The organism is Streptococcus koreensis (assembly GCF_003627135.1).
In the GTDB taxonomy this organism is placed as follows: domain Bacteria; phylum Bacillota; class Bacilli; order Lactobacillales; family Streptococcaceae; genus Streptococcus; species Streptococcus ilei.
Map to the genome: position 1 here is coordinate 1,398,374 of NZ_CP032620.1, position 22,147 is coordinate 1,420,520.

25 protein-coding genes, 1 riboswitch and 1 other annotated feature are annotated in these 22,147 nt (G+C 41.5%); of the genes, 24 read left to right on the forward strand and 1 reads right to left on the reverse strand.

Going from position 1 to position 22,147, the window contains the following annotated elements:
• Position 1 precedes the first annotated feature (1 nt).
• The 21 genes from D7D50_RS06970 (at position 2) to D7D50_RS07075 (ending at position 17,612) form a co-directional block, all read left to right on the forward strand.
• Complete coding sequence (locus D7D50_RS06970) at positions 2-445, forward strand: SAG1386/EF1546 family surface-associated protein (RefSeq protein WP_120701839.1); 444 nt, start codon at positions 2-4, stop codon at positions 443-445.
• 10 nt (positions 446-455) lie between these two features.
• Positions 456-1,139, forward strand: a complete 684-nt coding sequence (gene cmk / locus D7D50_RS06975) for a (d)CMP kinase (protein WP_120701840.1) — start codon at positions 456-458, stop codon at positions 1,137-1,139.
• A 20-nt stretch (positions 1,140-1,159) separates the two neighbouring features.
• Positions 1,160-1,290, forward strand: a sequence feature (ribosomal protein L20 leader region).
• Between the two features lie 15 nt (positions 1,291-1,305).
• Complete coding sequence (gene infC, locus D7D50_RS06980) at positions 1,306-1,836, forward strand: translation initiation factor IF-3 (protein ID WP_006597373.1); 531 nt, start codon at positions 1,306-1,308, stop codon at positions 1,834-1,836.
• A 33-nt stretch (positions 1,837-1,869) separates the two neighbouring features.
• Positions 1,870-2,070, forward strand: a complete 201-nt coding sequence (gene rpmI / locus D7D50_RS06985; RefSeq protein ID WP_001125942.1) for a 50S ribosomal protein L35 — start codon at positions 1,870-1,872, stop codon at positions 2,068-2,070.
• Between the two features lie 49 nt (positions 2,071-2,119).
• A complete protein-coding gene (rplT, locus tag D7D50_RS06990) occupies positions 2,120-2,479 on the forward strand; it encodes a 50S ribosomal protein L20 (RefSeq protein ID WP_000124834.1) in 360 nt (119 codons plus the stop codon).
• 285 nt (positions 2,480-2,764) lie between these two features.
• The gene (locus D7D50_RS07000) at positions 2,765-3,232 is read left to right on the forward strand and encodes a deoxycytidylate deaminase (RefSeq protein ID WP_120701841.1); all 468 of its coding nucleotides are present in this window, start codon (positions 2,765-2,767) and stop codon (positions 3,230-3,232) included.
• Between the two features lie 310 nt (positions 3,233-3,542).
• Complete coding sequence (locus tag D7D50_RS07005) at positions 3,543-3,971, forward strand: hypothetical protein (protein WP_023026979.1); 429 nt, start codon at positions 3,543-3,545, stop codon at positions 3,969-3,971.
• Between the two features lie 135 nt (positions 3,972-4,106).
• On the forward strand, positions 4,107-4,598 hold the full coding sequence (locus D7D50_RS07010) for a hypothetical protein (RefSeq protein ID WP_120701842.1): 492 nt from the start codon (positions 4,107-4,109) through the stop codon (positions 4,596-4,598).
• A gap of 505 nt (positions 4,599-5,103) precedes the next feature.
• Positions 5,104-5,553, forward strand: a complete 450-nt coding sequence (locus tag D7D50_RS07015; RefSeq protein WP_006596053.1) for a hypothetical protein — start codon at positions 5,104-5,106, stop codon at positions 5,551-5,553.
• A 192-nt stretch (positions 5,554-5,745) separates the two neighbouring features.
• Entirely contained in the window at positions 5,746-6,438 is a 693-nt protein-coding gene (locus D7D50_RS07020) for a cation:proton antiporter (protein WP_120701843.1), read from the forward strand.
• A 193-nt stretch (positions 6,439-6,631) separates the two neighbouring features.
• Entirely contained in the window at positions 6,632-7,822 is a 1,191-nt protein-coding gene (gene metK, locus D7D50_RS07025) for a methionine adenosyltransferase (protein ID WP_120701844.1), read from the forward strand.
• A gap of 307 nt (positions 7,823-8,129) precedes the next feature.
• Positions 8,130-8,564 carry a CopY/TcrY family copper transport repressor gene (locus D7D50_RS07030; protein WP_120701845.1) on the forward strand — a complete coding sequence of 145 codons (435 nt, stop codon included), beginning with the start codon at positions 8,130-8,132 and terminating at the stop codon, positions 8,562-8,564.
• On the forward strand, positions 8,561-10,789 hold the full coding sequence (locus D7D50_RS07035) for a heavy metal translocating P-type ATPase (protein WP_117744381.1): 2,229 nt from the start codon (positions 8,561-8,563) through the stop codon (positions 10,787-10,789). The genes D7D50_RS07030 and D7D50_RS07035 overlap by 4 nt, the downstream gene beginning before the upstream one ends.
• A 47-nt stretch (positions 10,790-10,836) precedes the next feature.
• Positions 10,837-11,043, forward strand: a complete 207-nt coding sequence (copZ, locus tag D7D50_RS07040; protein ID WP_042507516.1) for a copper chaperone CopZ — start codon at positions 10,837-10,839, stop codon at positions 11,041-11,043.
• 250 nt (positions 11,044-11,293) lie between these two features.
• On the forward strand, positions 11,294-12,556 hold the full coding sequence (locus D7D50_RS07045) for a UDP-N-acetylglucosamine 1-carboxyvinyltransferase (RefSeq protein ID WP_120701846.1): 1,263 nt from the start codon (positions 11,294-11,296) through the stop codon (positions 12,554-12,556).
• A gap of 12 nt (positions 12,557-12,568) precedes the next feature.
• Positions 12,569-13,120 (forward strand): GNAT family N-acetyltransferase, encoded by a 552-nt coding sequence (locus tag D7D50_RS07050; RefSeq protein WP_120701847.1) that lies wholly within the window; start codon positions 12,569-12,571, stop codon positions 13,118-13,120.
• Positions 13,113-14,390 carry a CBS-HotDog domain-containing transcription factor SpxR gene (gene spxR / locus D7D50_RS07055; RefSeq protein ID WP_120701848.1) on the forward strand — a complete coding sequence of 426 codons (1,278 nt, stop codon included), beginning with the start codon at positions 13,113-13,115 and terminating at the stop codon, positions 14,388-14,390. The genes D7D50_RS07050 and spxR overlap by 8 nt, the downstream gene beginning before the upstream one ends.
• Before the next feature lie 17 nt (positions 14,391-14,407).
• Positions 14,408-15,268, forward strand: coding sequence for a methionyl aminopeptidase (locus tag D7D50_RS07060; RefSeq protein WP_117744377.1), 861 nt, complete (start codon positions 14,408-14,410; stop codon positions 15,266-15,268).
• A gap of 86 nt (positions 15,269-15,354) precedes the next feature.
• A complete protein-coding gene (locus D7D50_RS07065; protein ID WP_120701849.1) occupies positions 15,355-16,323 on the forward strand; it encodes a YihY/virulence factor BrkB family protein in 969 nt (322 codons plus the stop codon).
• A 120-nt stretch (positions 16,324-16,443) separates the two neighbouring features.
• The gene (locus tag D7D50_RS07070; RefSeq protein ID WP_120701850.1) at positions 16,444-16,908 is read left to right on the forward strand and encodes a MarR family winged helix-turn-helix transcriptional regulator; all 465 of its coding nucleotides are present in this window, start codon (positions 16,444-16,446) and stop codon (positions 16,906-16,908) included.
• Complete coding sequence (locus D7D50_RS07075) at positions 16,905-17,612, forward strand: B3/B4 domain-containing protein (RefSeq protein ID WP_120701851.1); 708 nt, start codon at positions 16,905-16,907, stop codon at positions 17,610-17,612. Before D7D50_RS07070 ends, D7D50_RS07075 begins: the two co-directional genes overlap by 4 nt.
• Before the next feature lie 201 nt (positions 17,613-17,813).
• On the opposite strand, the gene D7D50_RS07085 is transcribed toward D7D50_RS07075, so the two are convergent.
• A complete protein-coding gene (locus D7D50_RS07085) occupies positions 17,814-18,251 on the reverse strand; it encodes a GtrA family protein (RefSeq protein ID WP_120701852.1) in 438 nt (145 codons plus the stop codon).
• Positions 18,252-18,279: 28 nt separating this feature from the next.
• Positions 18,280-18,415, forward strand: a riboswitch (PreQ1 riboswitch).
• Between D7D50_RS07085 and D7D50_RS07090 the strand changes: the two genes are divergently transcribed.
• From D7D50_RS07090 to D7D50_RS07105, 3 genes are all read left to right on the forward strand, one after another.
• Positions 18,413-18,922 (forward strand): QueT transporter family protein, encoded by a 510-nt coding sequence (locus D7D50_RS07090; RefSeq protein WP_006596069.1) that lies wholly within the window; start codon positions 18,413-18,415, stop codon positions 18,920-18,922. It overlaps the preceding riboswitch by 3 nt.
• A gap of 289 nt (positions 18,923-19,211) precedes the next feature.
• Positions 19,212-21,170 (forward strand): NAD-dependent DNA ligase LigA, encoded by a 1,959-nt coding sequence (gene ligA, locus D7D50_RS07100; RefSeq protein WP_120701853.1) that lies wholly within the window; start codon positions 19,212-19,214, stop codon positions 21,168-21,170.
• Positions 21,171-21,178: 8 nt separating this feature from the next.
• Positions 21,179-22,147 carry a diacylglycerol kinase family lipid kinase gene (locus tag D7D50_RS07105; protein ID WP_120701854.1) on the forward strand — a complete coding sequence of 323 codons (969 nt, stop codon included), beginning with the start codon at positions 21,179-21,181 and terminating at the stop codon, positions 22,145-22,147.

The window sequence follows — 22,147 nt, forward strand, 5'->3', positions numbered from 1 at the left end:
CATGGCAAAAGAACCATGGGAAGAAGAGATTTATGATGATGGAGAAGAAACGTTGAAACGAACTAACAAATTGAATGGAATAAAAGCTGATCGCTTGTTGACCATCTTGGCGATTATTTTCTTTATTATTATTGTAGCGATGGTCTGCTTCTTAATTTACCTTTCTACAGGTGGAAGCGATAAGAAGAAACAAATGAGTGGTTTTTATAATGGTGAAACAACAGTGGTTTCATCAAGTAGCGTTGTTCCTGAAGCACAAAAATCAGAATCTTCAAGTGATAATGAGTCAGGAGAAGGAACCATTACAGTTCTAGCTGGTGAAGGAGAAGCAGCTATTGCGGCGCGTGCCGGTATTTCGATTGCCGAATTGGAGCAACTGAATCCATCTCACATGTCAACTGGTTCTTGGTATGCAAATCCAGGTGATGTGGTCAAAATTCGATAAAGGATAGACTATGAAACAAATTCAAATCGCAATTGATGGTCCTGCATCCAGTGGGAAATCAACTGTCGCTAAGATTATTGCTAAAAATTTAGGCTACACTTATCTCGATACGGGCGCTATGTACCGAGCAGCCACCTATCTGGCTCTTCGTCATGATTTGACTGAAGCAGATGTTGACCAGTTGGTTGATCTACTGAACCAATATCCAGTCAGTTTTGGTCGCTCTGAGGACGGTCAGCAATTAGTCTTCGTAGCTGATGTCGATGTGACCCATCCAATTCGTGACAATGAAGTGACCAATAATGTCTCTTGGGTATCTGCCCTGGCTCCTGTCCGTGAGCGCCTGGTGGCCCAGCAACAACAGATTGCAGCCCAAGGTGGGATTGTCATGGATGGTCGCGATATTGGAACGGTTGTCTTGCCAAGTGCCGAGTTGAAGATTTTCCTAGTGGCTTCTGTAGAAGAACGTGCGGAACGTCGCTATAAGGAAAATTTGAGCAAGGGCATTGAAACAGATTTAGAAGTATTGAAAAAAGAAATTGCTGAGCGGGACTATAAAGATAGTCACCGAGCGGTTTCTCCATTGAAACCAGCAGCAGATGCCATTCATTTTGACACAACTGGTGTCGAGATTGATCAAGTGGTTGCATTTATTGAAGAAAAAGCAAAAAAAATCCTTGACAATCCATCATAAACTTGATATCATATAAAAGATGAGAAAAGCAGAAGTGAGAACTTCTCGCCTTGCGACTAACGTTGTCTGGCCCCTACGGATCAAGTTTCAGAAATGAACTATAATCATGTAGTGCGGGTTTGCGTTAGCAAGTCCGCTCTTGTTTTTCTCTAAAATAAAAAAAGAGGTGAAAACCATAGCAAAGCAAGACTTATTCATCAATGATGAAATTCGTGTACGTGAAGTTCGCTTAATCGGTCTTGAGGGCGAACAATTGGGTATCAAACCACTTGGTGAAGCGCAAGCACTTGCGGACGACGCTAATGTGGACTTGGTTCTCATTCAACCTCAAGCTAAACCTCCTGTTGCGAAAATTATGGACTACGGTAAGTTCAAATTTGAGTACCAGAAGAAACAAAAAGAACAACGCAAAAAACAAAGCGTTGTGACCGTGAAAGAAGTTCGTTTGAGCCCAGTTATTGACAAGGGTGATTTCGATACAAAACTTCGCAATGCTCGCAAGTTCCTTGAAAAAGGGAACAAAGTGAAGGTTTCCATTCGCTTTAAGGGTCGTATGATCACCCATAAAGAGATTGGGGCAAAAGTTTTAGCCGATTTCGCTGAAGCAACTCAAGATATTGCTATCATCGAACAACGTGCTAAAATGGATGGTCGTCAAATGTTCATGCAGTTGGCACCAGCAACTGACAAGAAATAATCTGTCAGAAAGTTAAAAAAAGGAGAAAATATCATGCCAAAACAAAAAACACACCGCGCATCAGCTAAACGTTTCAAACGTACAGGTTCTGGTGGACTTAAACGTTTCCGTGCTTACACTTCTCACCGTTTCCACGGAAAAACTAAGAAACAACGTCGTCATCTTCGTAAAGCATCTATGGTGCATTCAGGAGATTTCAAACGTATTAAAGCAATGCTTACTCGCTTGAAATAATCGCGTATTTGTAAGTAAAGAATTCTAGGAAATATTGGAGGAAATATAAATGGCACGTGTTAAAGGTGGCGTTGTATCACGCAAACGTCGTAAACGTATTCTTAAATTAGCTAAAGGTTACTATGGAGCTAAACACATCTTGTTCCGTACTGCAAAAGAACAAGTAATGAACTCTTACTACTATGCATATCGTGACCGTCGTCAAAAGAAACGTGACTTCCGCAAATTGTGGATCACACGTATCAATGCGGCAGCTCGTATGAACGGACTTTCATACTCACAATTGATGCATGGTTTGAAATTGGCTGAGATCGAAGTTAACCGTAAAATGCTTGCTGACTTGGCTGTTAACGATGCAGCAGCTTTCACAGCTCTTGCAGATGCAGCTAAAGCAAAACTTGGTAAATAATCATGAGAGGCTGGGACAAAAGTCCTAGCCTTTTTATTGTCTTTGGATTGTCGAGCAAGACGCAGTGGTTGAGTGGGCTCTACTAGGCTGATTTCATTAGCTTTTACAGCCCTACTCAACTGTGCGGAGGTGGGACGACGAAATCGAATTCTAACGAATTGCCGATTTCTGTCCCACTCTCTTTTTTTGATGAAGGAATCGGTTGTGACAATGACTTCTTTTATTTCAGCTGATTTCGTGCTATAATGAAAAAAATTTAGAATGTTTATGAAGGAGGACAAGACTGTGGGACATAAACGATTAGCCTGGGATGAGTATTTTGCAGCGCAGGCTTTGTTAATATCAAATCGAGCAACCTGTAAGCGGGCAAAGGTAGGGGCTGTATTAGTCAAGGATCATAAGGTGGTTGCGACGGGCTACAATGGCTCTGTCTCTGGTACAGAACATTGCTTGGATCATGACTGTCTCATGGTGGAAGGGCACTGTGTCCGGACCCTCCATGCAGAAGTCAATGCCATTTTACAGGGAGCAGAACGGGGGATTCCCAAAGGTTTCACAGCCTATGTGACCCATTTCCCTTGCCTCAATTGTACCAAGCAGTTGCTTCAAGTTGGCTGCAAGCGGGTTGTTTATATCCATCAATACCGCATTGATGAATATGCTGAGTATCTCTACCGTGAAAAAGAAGTAGAGCTCGTCCATCTCCCATTGGAAGAGGTGAAAGAAGCTATTGCAGAGACAGATTTTATTTAAAAAAGAAACTTTGTTTTTGAGATCACGCTTCACTGATTCGTCTAGAGAAAAGAGATTGTGATGACATGTCAAATTTGCTACCAAATTATCTTGCTTGTTTAGGGTTTTGGTGCTCTTTATCAAGTAGTCATACTCTTATCCGGACAGCCTGAAAATGGAGAGAATCTCCCTGTCATCGTGCTGTCATTGCTTTTGCTTCTTTTATGGCTGACATTTCAAGTCATCTTAACAGTAAGTATCATGAAAAGAATGATGAAATCATGTATAATGGTGTTAAAAGAAAATATAAAAAAGAAGGGTAGGGAAAGCTATGACAGACCAAGAGAAACATTTTGAAGAAAATAAAGAACATAGCAGTATAAGTGAAGATGGTTTTACTTCTGCATCTATTCAGAATCATCCAACAAAAATCGGATTTACATCCATTCTTCTTTCAGCGGCCTTTTACTTATCCATTATCTATCTTGTATTGTTTATCTATTACTTTAATATCGCGGTACTTTTCATGTTGATTTTTCTATCACCAAACTTCTTAGGTGTTGCTATTGGTGCCATTTTACTTCGACTAGGGATGAAGAGAAGAAACAAAAACTTGCTCTATACAAGTTTCGTACTTTATCTGCTGTCTATCATCTTGGGTATTGATCTAGACTTGGAATTTTTTCGAATTGCACAGTTACTGCTAGTTATTCTGGTTTTAATTGGAAACCTCTTAGTTGAAGACGAAAATAGCTATTAATGAAAAGATAGGGATGGACAACTCTACTCAATAAAAAGTATTCGGGCCGATCCAAGCTATAATTAAATCAATTCTTCCTGTCGATTTTTGAGTGCTATTCTTTGAAAGAATAAGGAAGTACTTTAGGAGAAAGTTATGACAGATCAACAAAATTCTGAATCAAACCAAGAGCACCAAAGTGTGCCTGAGGGGACTGTTCAGCCATCCATGGCGGGGGAAGAGCAGAATCCCCCAAAAAATAAAGACAAAGAGGCATATGTTTTAGGAGATAGTCTCCTTTCTAACAATGAGATGAAGCCAGAAAAAAGAGTCGGAAGTACGTTAGTACTATCTATTGCACTTGTTTTGGCAACTATATACCTAGGATGGTCTCTACTCGCCGTAATCGTACTTATAGAATGGACAATTATGCAACAGCTCCATTTTCTCTGTATTATCATTGCGACCCTCCTGCTTTGGAACGGAAAAACGATGGGGAATAGAACAACTCTCTATACATCCGCAGTTTTATATTTTGTTTCGATGATTCTAGCGTATGACCCAGCTGGGGGAATATTATTGTTTATGCCTCTTGTAATAGCTATAGTGGTTTTTTTCGGAACTGTAATGTTTGATAATGGAGAGTAATTATAGAGGATAGGGCGAAAAATCCTATCTTTTTTATATAGCGAGAAAATATGGAGGAAGCGGTTACAAATTGTGTTATAATGAGAGGTAATAAATCAATTTATACTTTACTTTGAAAGTGGAGTGAAATAAATGGTATCAGGGCTAATTTATTTTGTAACCTTTCTTTATATTTCGACTGTTTGGATAGCAGGTAATGAAAATGGATCGGGTACGATTATGTTCTTCGATTAGAAAAGAGCATACCTGGTATCCAATCCTTCCGTTACAGTTTATCTCAGTTTGTTTGGTCCTCGACATTTTACAAGGAGCAATTCTATGGGATATAAGGATAAAATAAAGAATAAAGAGAACTTTTAGTTTAGATAGGCTAAAGCTTACTCTTGAAATTAGTTTTTAAGAGATAGTATTGAATAGATGGATATAATAAAAGAATAATGGAATAGTGTATAATTGTTTTAAAAGAAAACATAAATAAAATAATAAGAAAAGGTAGGAGAAAGCTATGCCAGATCAGCAGAATAATGTTGAAGAAAATAAAGATAGGATTAGGATAAGTGGAGATGGTTTTAATTCGGCACCTATTCAGAATTATCCAACAAAAATCAAATTTACTTCCATTCTTCTTTCAGTCGCCTTTTACTTATCCATTATCTATCTTGTATTGTTTATCTCTTACTTTGCACTTTCGGGTAATGCTTGGGGACTTTTCATTTTAATTTTTCTAGGACCAAACTTATTAAGTATTGCTATTGGGGCCATTTTTCTTAGAATAGGGATGGAGAAAGGAAATAAGACGCTACTCTATACGAGTTTCGTACTTTATATACTGTCCATTATTTTAGCTTATGATCCAGACTGGGGAGTTTTCCGAATTGCACCGATAGTTTTAGCTATTCTTGTTTTAATTGGAACAATCCTAGCGAAAGAAGTTAAAGAAGTATTGAGATATTAAGAAGGGAGAAACTCTTTTAAATCAGTATTTGCTTGATCAATGATCTTATCGAGTCAAGAAATTCTATCAACTTGTATATTTTTAAAATGTCATTTGATGTATGGAAGGATTCAGTGAATATCACATAGAAATTCGTTAATTCCAGCTTTTTAAGAAAGGCAAAATATTTTAGAAAAATGTCAGGAGAAAATTATGACAGATCAACAGCTAAATTGTGAAACAAACCAAGACAAAGACGGAATGCCTGAAGAATCTATTCAGCCACGAATGGGGGCTCAAGGCCCAGAAAACCCTGCTCAGCCACCAATGGGGGCTCAAGGCCTAGAAAATCCTACTCAGCCACCAATGACGTATCAAGATCTAGAAAATCCTGTTCAACCACAAATGTCGGATCAAGGTCCAGAAAATCCTGCTCAGCCACCAATGGCGGAACAAGCCCCAGAAAATTCTACTCAGCCACCAATGACGTATCAAGATCTAGAAAATCCTGTTCAACCACAAATGTCGGATCAAGGTCCAGAAAATCCTGCTCAGCCACCAATGGCGGATCAAGGTCCAGAAAATTCTGTTCCTAATAGGGGCCTTCTAACTCTTGTATTTTTCGTAAATATGGGCTTACTGATGCTTTTTATAGGTAGTGCTGTGATAGCAGGACCATGGGGAATTGTTTTCCTAATCTTTTTGGGATCTTATCTTACTTGTTATATTGCTGCGACAGTCTTGCTTGGCATTGGAACGAAAACGGCTAATAAGACGATGCTATTTGTTTCAGTAACTCTCTATTTTGCCTCCATGCTTTTTGCTGGTGATCCAGCTTGGTTAGGTATTCAAATTCCATCTATCATTTCCACTATCCTTGTATTAATAGGGACCTTGCTAATGTAGGAATTAGAGTTGGAAAGAGGTTAAGTTAAAAGATATAGTTTCAAACTATATCTTTTTCTTTTTATAAAAAAAGGAATACTGGTGCAAAATCGTGATATAATAGTTAAGTTATATGGTCCCGATAAGGTGGTAGAAAGCATCTACCAGTTCTTTGTAACTCTATAACGATTATTTTTTAAGGGGGGACATTTTTATGTCAGAACGTAAATTATTCACGTCTGAATCGGTATCTGAGGGGCATCCAGATAAGATTGCAGACCAAATTTCAGATGCTATTTTGGATGCTATTTTAGAGCAAGATCCAGAAGCACACGTGGCTGCAGAAACAGCTGTTTATACTGGTTCCGTGCATGTCTTTGGTGAGATTTCAACTACAGCTTATGTCGATATTAACCGTGTGGTTCGTGATACCATTGCAGAGATTGGTTATACAAACACTGAGTATGGATTCTCGGCTGAAACAGTGGGAGTCCACCCATCTTTGGTGGAACAATCTCCTGATATCGCTCAAGGGGTTAATGAAGCTTTGGAAGTCCGTGGAAACGCAGACCAAGATCCACTTGACTTGATTGGTGCAGGTGACCAAGGTATCATGTTTGGTTTTGCGGTGGATGAAACAGAAGAACTCATGCCATTACCAATTTCACTCAGTCACAAGTTGGTTCGTCGGTTGGCAGAGCTTCGGAAGTCTGGTGATATCAGCTACCTTCGTCCAGATGCTAAATCTCAAGTCACTGTTGAGTATGATGAAAATGACCAGCCTGTGCGCGTGGATACAGTTGTTATTTCAACCCAACATGATCCAGAAGTTACCAATGAACAAATCCATGAGGATGTAATCAACAAGGTCATCAAAGAAGTGATTCCAGCTTCGTATCTTGACGATGAGACTAAATTCTTTATCAATCCAACAGGTCGTTTCGTTATCGGAGGTCCTCAAGGGGACTCAGGCTTGACGGGTCGTAAAATCATCGTAGATACTTATGGTGGTTACTCACGTCACGGTGGTGGTGCCTTCTCTGGTAAGGATGCCACTAAGGTTGACCGTTCCGCTTCTTATGCAGCTCGCTACATTGCTAAAAACATTGTTGCTGCAGGTCTTGCTAAGAAAGCAGAGGTGCAATTGGCCTACGCGATTGGGGTAGCTCAACCTGTATCTGTCCGTATCGATACTTTCGGTACTGGGACAGTCGCAGAAAGCAAGCTTGAACAAGCAGCGCGTCAAATCTTTGACCTTCGTCCTGCAGGAATCATCCAAATGCTTGACCTCAAACGTCCAATCTACCGTCAAACAGCGGCTTATGGACATATGGGACGGACGGATATTGATCTTCCATGGGAACGCTTGGATAAGGTAGAAGCCTTGAAAGAAGCAGTTAAGTAAGTAGATAGAAAGAGAGAGTGGGACAGAAATCGGTCATTTGTTAGAATTCGATTTCGTCGTCCCACCTCCGCGTAGTTGAGTAGGGCTTTAAAAGCTGATGAAATCAGCGTAGTAGAGCCCACTCAACCACTGCGTCTTGCTCGACAATCCAAAGACAATTGAGAGGCTAGGACTTTTGTCCCAGCCTCTTTTTTGCAAAATAAATTTACAAATGTAAACAAAAGTATTGACAAGAAAAATAGGAAGTGTATAATAAAACTACAAACGTAAACCAATCATCCATGATAGGAGATAGAAAGGAAAATGAATGGCTAAGATTTCAAGTGCTGAATGGGAAGTCATGAGAGTCCTTTGGACCAAGGGAGAAACGACTTCTACAGAAATAACTAAGATTCTTTTCACCAAGCAGGACTGGTCCGCATCAACGGTAAAAACCCTCTTGGGGCGCTTAGCTGATAAAGGCTATCTGACGAGCCGAAGAGAAGGTCGGACCTATTTGTATCAGGCTGTCCTCAATGAAGAAGAGGCCAATTTATCAGCTGTCTATGAAGTTTTAAGCAAGATCTGCTTGACCAAGCATCATCATTTATTGGGAAAACTGATCCAGCAAACACCAATGACGAAAGAACAGATCAAGGACTTGCAAGAGATTCTCGCATCCAAAGAGAGCGTGGAGCGGGTTCAATGTGATTGCCAACCTGGGCAATGTCACTGTGTCAGTCATGTGGAGGAAGATCAATGAAAGAAGAAACCTTTGTCGTCAATGGGATGACTTGTGCATCCTGTGTGATCAATGTGGAGAAAGCTGTCAATCATCTGGACGGTGTTGAAAAAGCGACGGTAAATTTGACCACTGAAAAAATGACAGTGGAATATCAAGGGGAGCCCTTGAGTCCAGAGGCTATTTCAAAGGCGGTAGCGGATGCTGGCTATGAGGCAGTACTTTACAATCCAGATACAGCCAAGAGCCAAGAGGAACGGGAAGGAGACAAGCTACAATTAATCCGAAACCGGCTCCTTTGGTCTTCCATCTTCACCCTGCCACTCTTTTATCTAGCAATGGGTCCCATGATTGGCCTGCCTGTACCTGCTTTTGTCTCACCTGATCGAGCACCCGTAGCTTACACCCTTGTTCTTTTGGCCTTGACTATCCCCGTGATGGTCTTCGGACGAGCTTTTTATCGAAATGGTTTCCGAACTCTTCTAAAAGGTCATCCAAATATGGATGCCTTAGTAGCTTTGGCTACCAGTGCAGCTTTTCTTTATAGTCTCTATGGAACTTATCATATCTTGCTTGGTCACCATCATCATGTTCACCAGCTTTACTATGAGTCTGTAGCCGTGATTTTGACCCTAATTACGCTAGGTAAATATTTTGAAACTCTGTCAAAAGGACGTACTTCTCAAGCCATTAAAAAACTCATGCATCTGGCTGCCAAGGAGGCGACGGTCTTACGGGATGGAAAAGAAGTGAAATTGCCTGTAGAAGACTTGGTCATTGGAGATCACATTCTGGTCAAACCAGGTGAAAAAATAGCCGTTGATGGTCAAGTGGTTTCCGGACAATCAGCTATTGATGAAAGCATGCTAACGGGTGAATCGATCCCAATCCAAAAAACTGAAGGAAGTCCAGTTTATGCTGGCTCCATCAATGGTCAAGGAAGCTTGGTCTATGAGGCTGAGAAAGTTGGTCGGGATACCTTACTAGCACAGATCATTCAGCTTGTGGAAGATGCCCAACAAACCAAAGCACCGATTGCCAAGATTGCCGATCGAGTGGCCGGAGTCTTTGTTCCTGTAGTCATGGTGATTGCCCTCTTATCTGGACTGTTTTGGTATTTCATCATGGGCGAAACCTTTACCTTTGCTATGACGGTAACGATCAGTGTCTTGGTAATTGCCTGTCCATGTGCTCTAGGTTTGGCGACTCCAACCGCTATCATGGTAGGTACTGGATTAGGAGCAGAGCATGGGATCCTCTACAAGAGAGGGGACGTCCTTGAGTTAGCTCATCAAGCACAAGTAGTGGTCTTCGATAAAACAGGGACCATCACTCAAGGAAAACCTCAGTTGTCCTCATCCTATCTCTATAGTCAAACGAAGGATGCCTTACAAATCCTGGCATCTCTGGAAGCTAAGTCCGAGCACCCGCTGGGACAGGCTATTCTGGATGCTGCAAAAGAAGCGCCTGTGGACTTATTAGAGATGGAAAACTTCTCCAGTCTAACAGGAAGGGGCCTCACTGCTAGATATGCAGGGAAGGTTTATCTAGCTGGGAATCAAACTCTAATGGAAGAGGAAGGAATCGATGTTCGTCTTGCCAAGGCTGACTTGGAAGTCTTAACCCAGGATGGACAAACCCCGATTTTCTTAGCTGAAGATGGGCAATTAATGGCTCTATTTGGGGTAGCAGACCGCATCAAGGAAGATAGTTTAGAAATGGTTGCTAGTCTTGAAAAAATGGGCAAGAAGGTGATCATGCTAACTGGGGATAATGAACGAACTGCTCAAGCGATTGCCAAGAAGGCTGGAATCCGGCAGGTCATCAGTCAAGTCCTTCCTCAAGAAAAATCACGAGTGATCCAAGAATTGCAAGCAGAAGGCAAGTCTGTGATCATGGTGGGGGATGGGATCAACGATGCACCAGCCCTTGCAACTGCAGATATCGGGATTGCCATGGGGTCTGGAACAGATATTGCCATGGAAAGTGCAGATATAGTAGTTATGAAACCCCAATTGATGGATGTAGTCCGAGCCTTGGAAATTAGTCGCTACACGATTCAAACGATTAAGGAAAACTTGTTCTGGGCCTTTATCTACAATGTATTAGCTATTCCGGTGGCGATGGGCCTTCTCTATCTCTTTGGTGGTCCCCTCTTAAATCCTATGCTAGCAGGTCTAGCCATGAGTTTTAGCTCAGTATCCGTCGTCGTCAATGCTTTAAGATTAAAGCGAAAAAAATTATAAAATCTAGGAGAAAAATGATCTCCTTGTGCGAAAGAAAGGACAAAAATATGTCAAAAACATATGAAATTACTGGAATGAAATGCCAAGGTTGTGCCAATGCTGTCACTGAAAAATTATCCGCAGTAAAAGGTGTAGAAGAAGTAAGAGTAGATTTAGAGAAGAATCAAGTAACCATTGAAGGGAAACCTTGGAAATGGTCCTTGAGCCGAGCTCTAAAAGACAGTAAATATGAACTAGGAAATGAAGTAAAATAAGCTCAAAAAAGGTGGTCTGAAAAGAACTGCCTTTTTTGATAAAATACACATACAGCGAATGAGTATATAGCATAGATAAACTAGGTAAGGAACCGAAAATATAAAAAAATAGTAAAAGATATAGCTTAAGTTTTCAAGGATTGCATCGACTGATCAAAAGATAAGAATGAGTGGAAAATGAAGCGTTTTTATGATATAATAGATGCGGTAATTTTTTACTGAATGATTGAAAGAGCTTATATAAATTAACATGAAAAAAATTATAATTAATGGTGGTCGCCCATTAAAAGGTGAGGTGACCATTAGTGGTGCAAAAAATAGCGTGGTGGCCCTTATTCCAGCTACTATTTTAGCAGACGAAATTGTGACACTTGATGGTGTTCCAGATATTTCAGATGTGGCTAGCTTGATTGACATTATGACTCTGATGGGAGCAAAAGTGGAGCGAGATGGGGAGACCCTTGTCATTGATCCACGTGGTGTGCAAGATATGCCAATGCCATTTGGAAAGATCAATAGTCTTCGTGCTTCTTACTATTTCTATGGAAGTCTTTTGGGACGTTATGGCCAGGCAACTGTAGGTCTACCAGGGGGATGTGACTTAGGTCCGCGTCCAATTGATCTACATTTGAAAGCCTTTGAAGCGATGGGGGCTAAAATGACCTTGGATGGTTCTAGTATGAACCTTTCTACTAATGGGAAGCGTCTTCGTGGGGCAGTCATCTATATGGATACGGTTAGTGTTGGCGCAACGATTAATACCATCCTAGCTGCTGTCAAAGCGGAAGGTCGTACTGTTATTGAGAATGCCGCTCGCGAACCTGAGATCATTGATGTCGTAACCCTTCTTAATAATATGGGTGCTCACATCCGGGGAGCTGGTACAGATATCATTACGATTGAAGGAGTAGACTATCTCCGCGGGACGCGCCACCAAGTAATCCCAGATCGCATCGAAGCAGGGACTTATATCGCTCTTGCTGCAGCTGTGGGAGAAGGAATTCAAATTACGAATGTTCTCTATGAACACCTGGAAAGCTTTATTGCCAAGCTAGAAGAAATGGGAGTTCGCATGACCATTTCTGAGGATAGTGTTTTTGTTGAAAAGCAAGAAAATCTAAAAGCTGTTCACATTAAAACCTCTCCTTACCCTGGATTTGCAACTGATTTACAGCAACCCTTGACCCCTTTGCTCTTGACAGCTAATGGAAAGGGAAGCATTATAGATACTATTTATCAAAAGCGGGTCAACCATGTGGCTGAACTGATGCGGATGGGGGCTAGGATTGAAACAGTTGGTGATCGCATTGTCTACCAAGGACCAAATCAATTAACGGGTGCTCCAGTTAAAGCGACAGACCTTCGTGCAGGAGCTGCCTTGGTGATTGCAGGCTTGATGGCACAGGGGAGAACAGAGATTACCAATATTGAGTTTATCCTTCGTGGCTATTCGCACATCATTGAAAAATTGCAACAATTGGGCGCTGACATCAAGTTAATTGATGAAGCATAACGAACGATTTTTATGAACATTTGGACGCAACTAGCAGCATATTCATGTTTTGAAACAGAGCGCCTCTTCTTGAGGCCCTTTCTATATAGTGATGCAGCTGACTTTTACAAAATATCCTCCAATCCAGATAATTTGCCTTTTATTTTCCCGGCACAAACTTCTCTAGAGGAATGCCAGTATGTCTTGGCTAATTATTTTTTAAAGAATCCTCTGGGAATATGGGCGATTTGTGATAAGGAAACCGGTCATGTGATTGGATCGATTAAATTTGAAAAATTGGATGAAATTAAGAAAGAAGCAGAACTTGGTTATTTCTTACACAAGGATTATTGGGGCAAAGGCCTCATGACAGAGGTTGTAAAAGAAATTACCTTCTTGTCCTTCCAGGAATTTCATCTCAAACAAGTCCGAATTATTACCCATGTTGAAAATTTAGCCAGCCAACAGGTAGCTTTACATGCCGGTTATACGTTAAAACGACAATTCAAGGGAAGCGACCGCTATACGCGAAAGATGCGGGATTATTACGAGTTCTGTATAGATAGAGGAGATCTCAATGAGTAAACACCAAGCGATCTTAGATTATTTGGAGAAACTACCAATTGGCAAGCGTGTCAGTGTGAGAAGTATCTCGAACTATTTACAGGTGAGCGATGGGACCGCCTATCGGGCTATTAAAGAAGCCGAAAATCGTGGAATTGTTGAAACGAGACCTCGTAGTGGGACTGTTCGTGTTAAGTCCAAAAAGGCTGTCCTGGAACATCTGACTTTTCGAGAGATTGTAGAAATAACCGGTTCGGAAGTCTTGGCAGGTAAAGAAGGACTGGAACGAGAGTTCAATAAGTTTTATATCGGTGCCATGACAGAAGAGCATATTTTAGATTATGTCTCTGAAGGTGGGCTCCTCATTGTTGGAGACCGAACCAATATCCAATGTCTGGCCCTTAAACACGACAATGCTGTTCTTGTAACTGGTGGTTTCGATGTCGATCCTTCTATTTTGGAACTAGGTAACAGTGGTCAAACTCCTATCTTACGTACCAAGCATGATACCTATACTGTGGCGACAATGATCAATCGCGCTCTCGCCAACATGCAAATCAAAACAGACATTTTAACGGTTGAACAAGTCTATTCACCCATGCATGAATATGGGTTTTTACGGGAAACAGATACCGTACGTGACTATCTAGATTTGGTAAGAAAGAGCCGTTTTAGTCGCTTTCCTGTCGTCAATCAACACCAAATGGTTGTTGGAGTGGTGACTATGCGAGATGCTGGCGATAAGGCACCGCAGACAACTCTGGACAAGGTCATGTCACGTACCGTCTTTACGACAAACCTTTCTTCTAGTATCGCCAATGTCAGTCAACGCATGATTGCAGAAGACTTTGAGATGATCCCTGTTATTCGGAACAATCAGACCTTGTTAGGTGTCATTACCCGTCGTGCAGTCATGGACCGGATGAGTAAGGAACAATTGTCTGGATTACCAACCTTTAGTGAACAAATCAGTCAAAAAGTGGTTCTGCAAGCCAATCATTTTGAACTGACGGTTGAACCAAGTATGTTAGAAAAAAGTGGCGTTCTCTCGAATGGCGTTCTCACTGAAGTTTTAACAACGGTCACTCGCCAGCTCATGATGAATTCTGGAAAAAATTTAATTATCGAACAGCTGTTGGTCTATTATCTTCAAGCTGTTCAAGTGGACGATACCTTGCGAATTGAAGCGCGTATTGTTCGCCAAACAAGACGATCGGCTATTATAGATTTTGATTTGTATTTGAATCTGCAGCTGGTCACGAAAGCCACCGTTACTTTGAAAATTAATTAGAATGGAAGTAGGAATAGATGATTACATTGAAATCACAGCGTGAGATCGAAGCCATGGACCGTGCAGGAGATTTTCTTGCCAGTATCCATATTGGCCTTCGGGATTTGATCAAACCGGGTCTTGATCTTTGGGAAGTAGAAGAGTATGTTCGACGTCGCTGTAAAGAAGCCAATGTCTTGCCCCTACAGATCGGTGTGGAAGGAAGTCTGATGGACTATCCCTATGCAACTTGTTGTGGGATCAATGATGAAGTGGCTCATGCCTTTCCTCGCCACTATCTGTTAAAAGAAGGTGACCTCTTAAAGGTGGATATGGTCTTGTCAGAGCCATTAGATAAGTCTGTTGTTGATGTTTCAAAACTAGACTTTGATAATGTAGCTCAGGTGAAAAAATATACAGAAAACTACTCTGGTGGTTTGGCAGATTCTTGTTGGGCTTATGCAGTCGGGAATGTATCCCAAGAAGTAAAGGATCTCATGGATGTCACCAAGGAGTGTCTCTACAAGGGGATTGAGCAAGCAGTTGTCGGAAATCGCCTAGGAGACATTGGTGCAGCTATTCAGGAATATGCTGAAAGCAAAGGATATGGAGTGGTCCGTGACTTGGTCGGTCATGGAGTCGGTCCAACTATGCATGAAGAACCTATGGTTCCCCACTACGGACGTGCAGGACGTGGGTTGCGCTTACGTGAAGGTATGGTCTTGACCATTGAACCAATGATTAATACCGGAACTTGGGAAATCGATACAGATATGAAGACAGGTTGGGCCCACAAAACCCTTGACGGTGGTCTTTCTTGTCAGTACGAACATCAGTTTGTGATTACGAAAGATGGTCCGGTTATTTTAACCAGTCAAGGTGAAGAAGGAACCTATTAAAAAAGTAGAGAGGAAAGAATGGAGCTGAATAGATAAAACGGTTTCGCTCTTTTCTCTTTTTATGAGTTTTTTAGGGAGGGGAAGATATGAAAAAGTTTCTAAAATGGCTAGGCCAACGACCGTTTATTAAGGGATTTCTGCGCTTTTATATGGCCTCTGAATCGGATATCACTAGTATAGCAGTAGCCTATTATTTATTGATTTCGATTCTCCCTTTATTGTTGATTGCAGCCAATATCCTCCCTTACTTTCAGATTCGTCCGACTCAGATTTTGCTGACCTTGCGTGAAGTCTTACCTGCTTCCATGTACCGCATTGTTTTGCAAGTTATTTCATCGGTGCTTACCAAGCCGTCTACTGGTTTGCTGAGTTTTTCTATCATTTCTGCTTTATGGGTCTCTTCACAGTGTATCGCTTACCTGCAAAGAGCCTTCAATAAAAGTTATGGAGTGGAGAAGGAGAGGGGGATTATCTGGGCGAGAATTTTCAGTATCTTGATTAGTTTTGCTCTACAAGGTCTGTTTGGTCTATCTCTCGTTTTGACTATGTTTGGCCGTATGATTATTCGTACCGTCTACCAGATTTTCAAGTTTGATGAAAGTATCTACCTTCGTCTCCTAAATATTTCCGGCCCTTCGGTTTACTTCCTTCTCTTTTTGACCTTGCTCTTGCTCTATTACACCCTACCCAATATCAAAATTCCTAAGTTTCGCTATGTCTTTCCAGGAGCCATCTTTGTGACAGCAGTCCTTTATTTGACCTTGAATATCTTCTGGAAATATGTCGATCACTATATCACGAGTTTCTTAGATGCTCGTTTCTTCGGATCTGTCCTTTTAGCAGTCATTATGTTCTGGTTTATCTTGGTAGCCAAGGTGTTGATTATTGGTTGTATCTTAAATGCTAGTATTCAGTATGCGATTGAAGCACGATTCGAGACAAAAGACGGGGATGTGGTAGCCAAGTATAAGATAGGTCAAGTAGCTTTTCACCAAAAGGAAGCTTCACTCAAGCGTCGTTTTCATCTTAAAAATTTGAGAAAAAATCAAGAATAATCTTAAAGAAATAAAATAGGAAAAAGCCGGTTTTCATCCGGCTTTTTTGTTATTTCTGAATAGTTTGTTGCAAATGCAACAAAAATGTGATAAACTCCATTTAAAGGAAAGGAGGAGCAAATGAAGGTCCTAAGAGAGATTGGTATCATTGCCCGAGCCTTAGATTCAATCGCTAATATTGAGTTCCGAGATTTGGAGCTGGCAAGAGGCCAATACTTGTATTTGGTACGGATTGGGGAGCACCCAGGGATTATACAAGAGGAGTTATCTGATCTATTAAAAGTGGACCGCTCAACAGTGGCCCGCTCTGTCAAAAAATTAGCGGATAAAGGATTTATCCGAGAATTAAATGATCATTCAAATCAAAAGATAAAAAAATGGATCCTAACGGAAAAGGGACAAGCGCTTTATCCTTTCATACTTGCTGAGCATGCTTACTCTGAGAAGGCTGCCTTAAAAGGTTTTTCACAGACAGAAATTCTTCAATTAGAAAAATGGCTGGCAAAAATGAGTGAAAACGTCGCAGCGGATTGGGAGCTAGTGAAAAAAGGCCAAAAAAGAAATTATAGTGAGGAAAAGAAATGAAAGTTACAATAGATCAAGAGTTTTGGGATTTGTTTCCCCAAGCACAAGTAGTGGTAATGACTGTAGAAGGAATCGACAATCATGTCGACGAGAGCAAGGATTCCTATTTTAAGGATTTACTCGACAAGGGAGTCGCACGATCAAAAGCCTTCATCGATGATGAACAATTCACTGCCAGCCCGGTTGTTCAGGAATGGCGTCAGGCTTTTACCAAATTCAAGACCAAAAAAGGAGCCCGCTCTTCCATTGAAGCCTTATTGAAACGTGTTTCGCAAGGACGAGAGTTTTATCCCATTAATCCTTTAGTGGATTTGTATAATAGTGTCTCTCTTGCCTATGCTATCCCCTGTGGTGGTGAGGATATGGAAAAGTTAGCTGGAGGCTTATCTTTAGGAAAAGCCAAGGGTGGAGAGCCATTCTTCCCATTAGGAGCTGAGGAAGATGCTCCAGCTTTGCCGGAAGAGATCATCTATTATGACCAAGAAGGAGCTGTTTGCCGGTGTTTAAATTGGCGGGAAGCTAAAAGGACGATGCTGACAGAAGAAACTCGTCAGGCTATTCTTGTTATGGAAGCAGTGACTGAAGAGCAAGCGAACCGTGCCAAAGAGGCGATGGACGAATTAAAAGGCTTAGTCAAGGACTATTTTGGTGTAGAAGGAAAAATTTCTTATTTAAACGCCCAAACATCTAGTTTAGAAGTATAAAAAAATGAGAGTGGGACAGAAATCGGTCATTCGTTAGAATTCGATTTCGTCGTCCCACCTCCGCACAGTTGAGTAGGGCTGTAAAAGCTAATGAAATTAGCGTAGTAGAGCCCACTCAACCACTGCGTCTTGCTCGACAATCTAAAGACAATTGAGAGGCCAGGACTTTTGTCCCAGCCTCATTTTGGTTTTTTATGGAAATTACTTCTTATTTCTGAAGACAAAAAGTTTACTGAAGACATAGTTTAAAATGACAATCATAACTTGGGCAGCAAACGTTTCGATGGTATTGATAGCCGTGCGATTCATATTGACAAACTGACCAATGATTTGCGGATACTGGGTCACAAAGATGGTGGTCATCAGGAGATCCAGAACGAGGGTGCCCATCCGAGCGAAAGAGAAGACAATTAATCGCTTAAACCAGCCTTTTCTTTCTTGTTTAAAGACAATAGTATCGTTGGTAGCAAAGGCAAAGAGAATCCCTGCAATATTTCCAATCAAGGTAGCTAGTTGTTCCTGGTCTGTCAGTTGGAAGACAATCAGCCGGGTGGCAACAGAAACAATCGTTGTAGCAACACCAAAGATCAGGTAGGCTAAAATTTCATTATTAAAGATTCGATTGAGTAGTTTTTTCATACAATTAGTCTATCATAATTCCCTTATTTGTGCTATACTTATAAAGTTGGTTTGTCAAATGCAACTCTATCAAGAGGGGTTCATTGGCAAAGATCAACCCTTGGTGCTTAGCTTCTTTCACCAAGCATATTAGAGCGGAAAAACCGCTAAAGGAGAAAACGATGAAAAACTATACTGTTCGTGACTTGGCACAGATTGCTCTAGTTGCAGCTCTCTATGTGGCCTTGACCATTACTCCCCCATTGAATGCCATCGGAAGCAATGAGATCCAATTCCGTGTTTCTGAAATGCTCAATTTCATGGCTTTCTACAATCGGAAATATATTTGGTCGGTGACAATTGGCTGTATGATTTCTAACTTCTTGAGTTATGGGATTGTCGACGTGGTCGTTGGTGGCGGATCTACTTTGGTCTTCGTCACACTTGGAGTATATCTCTTTAAACGTTACGAAAAGACAGATCTCTTTAATGGATGGATTCGCAAGGATCATTTCTTATTCTCAATTTTCTTTGCCCTCTCTATGTTTACGATTGCCTTAGAATTGCATATCTTGAACAAAACTCCATTCTTCTTGAATTGGTTGACAACTGGTTTGGGTGAATTTGCTTCCCTGATTGTCGGAGCTATTTTGATTAAAAAGATTGCCCAACGAATTGATTTGACTCAATAGTCTACTAGAGAGTGGAACAGAAATCGGTAATTCGTTAGAATTCGATTTCGTCGTCCCACCTCCGCACAGTTGAGTAGGGCTGTTAAAGCTGATGAAATCGGCGTAGTAGAGCCCACTCAACCACTGCGTCTTGCTCGATAATCCAAAGATAATTGAGAGGCTAGGACTTTTGTCCTAGCTCTTTTTTTGTTGCCATTGCCGAATCCGATTCATTCAAATAATAGATATTTTTCGCTAATGGAGTAGTCAGAAAGGCCCCAGTAAAGCGTTTTTATGGTAAAATAGGGATATGGAAACCAGAATAAAAGAGCTAGTGACACTCCTGAATCACTATGCAGAAGAATATTATACAAAAGATGCTCCGTCCGTATCGGATTATGAGTACGATCAACTTTATCGGGAATTAGTCACCTTAGAGGAAGCCCATCCGGAGTTGGTCCAGCCCAATAGCCCAACCCATCGGGTCGGAGGAACTATTCTTAAAGGGTTTGAAAAATACCAGCATACCTACCCGCTTTATAGCTTACAGGACGCCTTTTCTTATGATGAATTAGTGGCCTTTGATCAACGGGTTCGCAAGGAATTCCCTGCTGTCACCTATGTATGTGAATTAAAAATTGACGGCCTGTCTATTTCACTTTCTTATGTTGATGGAGTTCTTGAAACGGGTGCTACACGTGGGGATGGGAGCATTGGAGAAAATATCACAGAAAACCTTAAGCGAGTTCGTGATATTCCTCTAGTCTTGCCAGAACCTCTTACATTAACAGTTCGCGGAGAATGTTATATGCCCCGTGCATCTTTTGATGCTGTCAACTTGTCTCGCCAAGAAAATGGGGAAGCAGAGTTTGCGAATCCTCGAAATGCGGCAGCCGGTACTCTTAGACAGTTGGATACAAAGATTGTTGCGGAGCGAAAACTCGCGACCTTCCTCTATCAAGAAGCTAGTCCAACTGACCAAACGAGTCAAGAGAAGGTGTTAGCCAAGTTAGATCGACTCGGTTTTGTCGTCAATCCGCATCACAAGACAGCGACTAGTATCGAGCAAGTCTGGGACTATATTCAAGAAGTGGCAGCCATGCGTGACCAGCTTCCTTATGATATCGATGGGGTCGTGATAAAAGTGAATGACCTGGCTGTCCAAGAAGAACTTGGCTTTACTGTCAAAGCTCCCAAATGGGCAGTGGCTTACAAGTTCCCAGCTGAGGAGAAGGAAGCAAAACTCTTGTCAGTTGATTGGACTGTTGGTCGGACAGGAGTGGTGACACCAACTGCTAATTTGACTCCCGTTCAACTAGCAGGGACGACTGTCAGTCGGGCTACTCTCCATAATGTAGATTACATTGCTGAGAAAGATATTCGCAAAGACGATACCGTCATTGTCTATAAAGCAGGGGATATTATTCCAGCTGTTCTACGGGTTGTTATGGATAAGCGCGTATCAGAAGAAAAATTAGAGATTCCCAGTCACTGTCCAAGTTGTCAGAGTGAGCTCCTTCATTTTGAGGATGAAGTGGCCTTGCGTTGTATCAACCCCCGTTGTCCTGCTCAAATAAAGGAAGGGCTCGCTCACTTTGCCAGCCGGGATGCCATGAATATAACAGGGTTGGGGCCAGCTGTGGTGGAAAAACTGTTTGCCAAAGAACTGGTACAGGATGTGGCAGGTATCTACCGGCTGACAGTTGAGGATCTTTTGCAATTAGAAGGTTTTAAAGAAAAATCTGCCCAGAAGTTAGTAGATGCTATTCAAGCATCTAAGGGGAATTCTGCTGAAAAACTATTGTTTGGACTGGGAATTCGTCATGTAGGAAGTAAGGCCAGCCAGCTCTTGCTCCAAGAGTTTCATTCCATTCCAGCTTTAGCAGAAGCAGAGGTTGAAACGATTGCAGCGATAGACAGTTTAGGAATGGTCGTTGCAGAAAGTCTCCAGCGTTATTTTGCTCAGGAAGGCTCTCGGCTTCTTTTAGAAGAGCTTAAGGATGCTGGGGTAAACTTAGAGTACCTAGGACAAAAGGTTGCAGCAGACGCACCATTGTCCGGTAAAACAGTCGTCTTAACAGGTAAACTGGAACGTCTGACACGTTCTGAAGCTAAGGCTAAATTAGAAGCCTTAGGGGCTAAAGTCACAGGCTCCGTGTCCAAGAAAACTGACCTGTTGGTTGCAGGTAGCGATGCGGGAAGTAAATTAAGCAAAGCGCAGGAATTATCGATTGAAATACAGGATGAAGCCTGGCTTGAGAGTTTATAGAGGCATGTATGGAAAATAAGATTAAAAAAGCACGAGTGATATATAATCCGACCTCTGGTCAGGAAATCATTAAAAAGAACATCGCAGAAGTCTTAGATGTGTTAGAGGATGTCGGCTATGAAACAAGTGCCTATCAGACCACTCCAGAGCCCTTATCAGCCCAATTAGAAGCAGAACGGGCTGCTAAGGCAGGATTTGATTTGATCATTGCCGCTGGGGGAGATGGAACCATTAATGAGGTAGTTAACGGGGTTGCTAGTCTCGAACACCGTCCAAAAATGGCTTTTATCCCTACGGGAACAACCAATGATTACGCGCGTGCTCTGAAGATTCCAATGGGAGATCCTGTAGCTGCTGCAAGGATTATTGAAAAGAACCAAACCATCCAAATGGACATTGGACGGGCTTACGGAAGTAAATATTTTATCAATATTGCTGCCGCAGGAACCTTGTCCGAATTAACCTTTAGCGTTCCAAGTGAAGTGAAATCACGCTATGGCTACTTTGCTTATGTGGCCGAAGCTGTGAAAAAATTTCCTAAAAATAAAACCCGCAAGGTACGGATTGAACACGACAATGGGGTCTATGTTGGACCAGTTTCTCTTGTCTTCGTGGCTTTGACCAATTCAATCGGTGGCTTTGAAAGTGTGGCACCAGATGCTAAACTTGATGATGGGAACTTTACCTTGATCTTAGTCAAAACTGCTAAATTATTTGATATGTTGTCTTTGATTATGCAAGCCGTCAATGGTGGAAAACATGTCAAGGATTCAAATATTGAATACCTCAAAACCTCTAAATTGAAGATTGAAGTTTTGGATAAGAAAGAAGAGTTCAAGATCAATCTAGATGGTGAATATGGGGGAGATACACCGGTGGAATTGGAAGTCTTCCACAATCACTTAGAATTTTTTGCCAACATCGATGAAATTAATGACGATGCTTTGGTCCATTCGGAATATAAATCAGAAGAATAA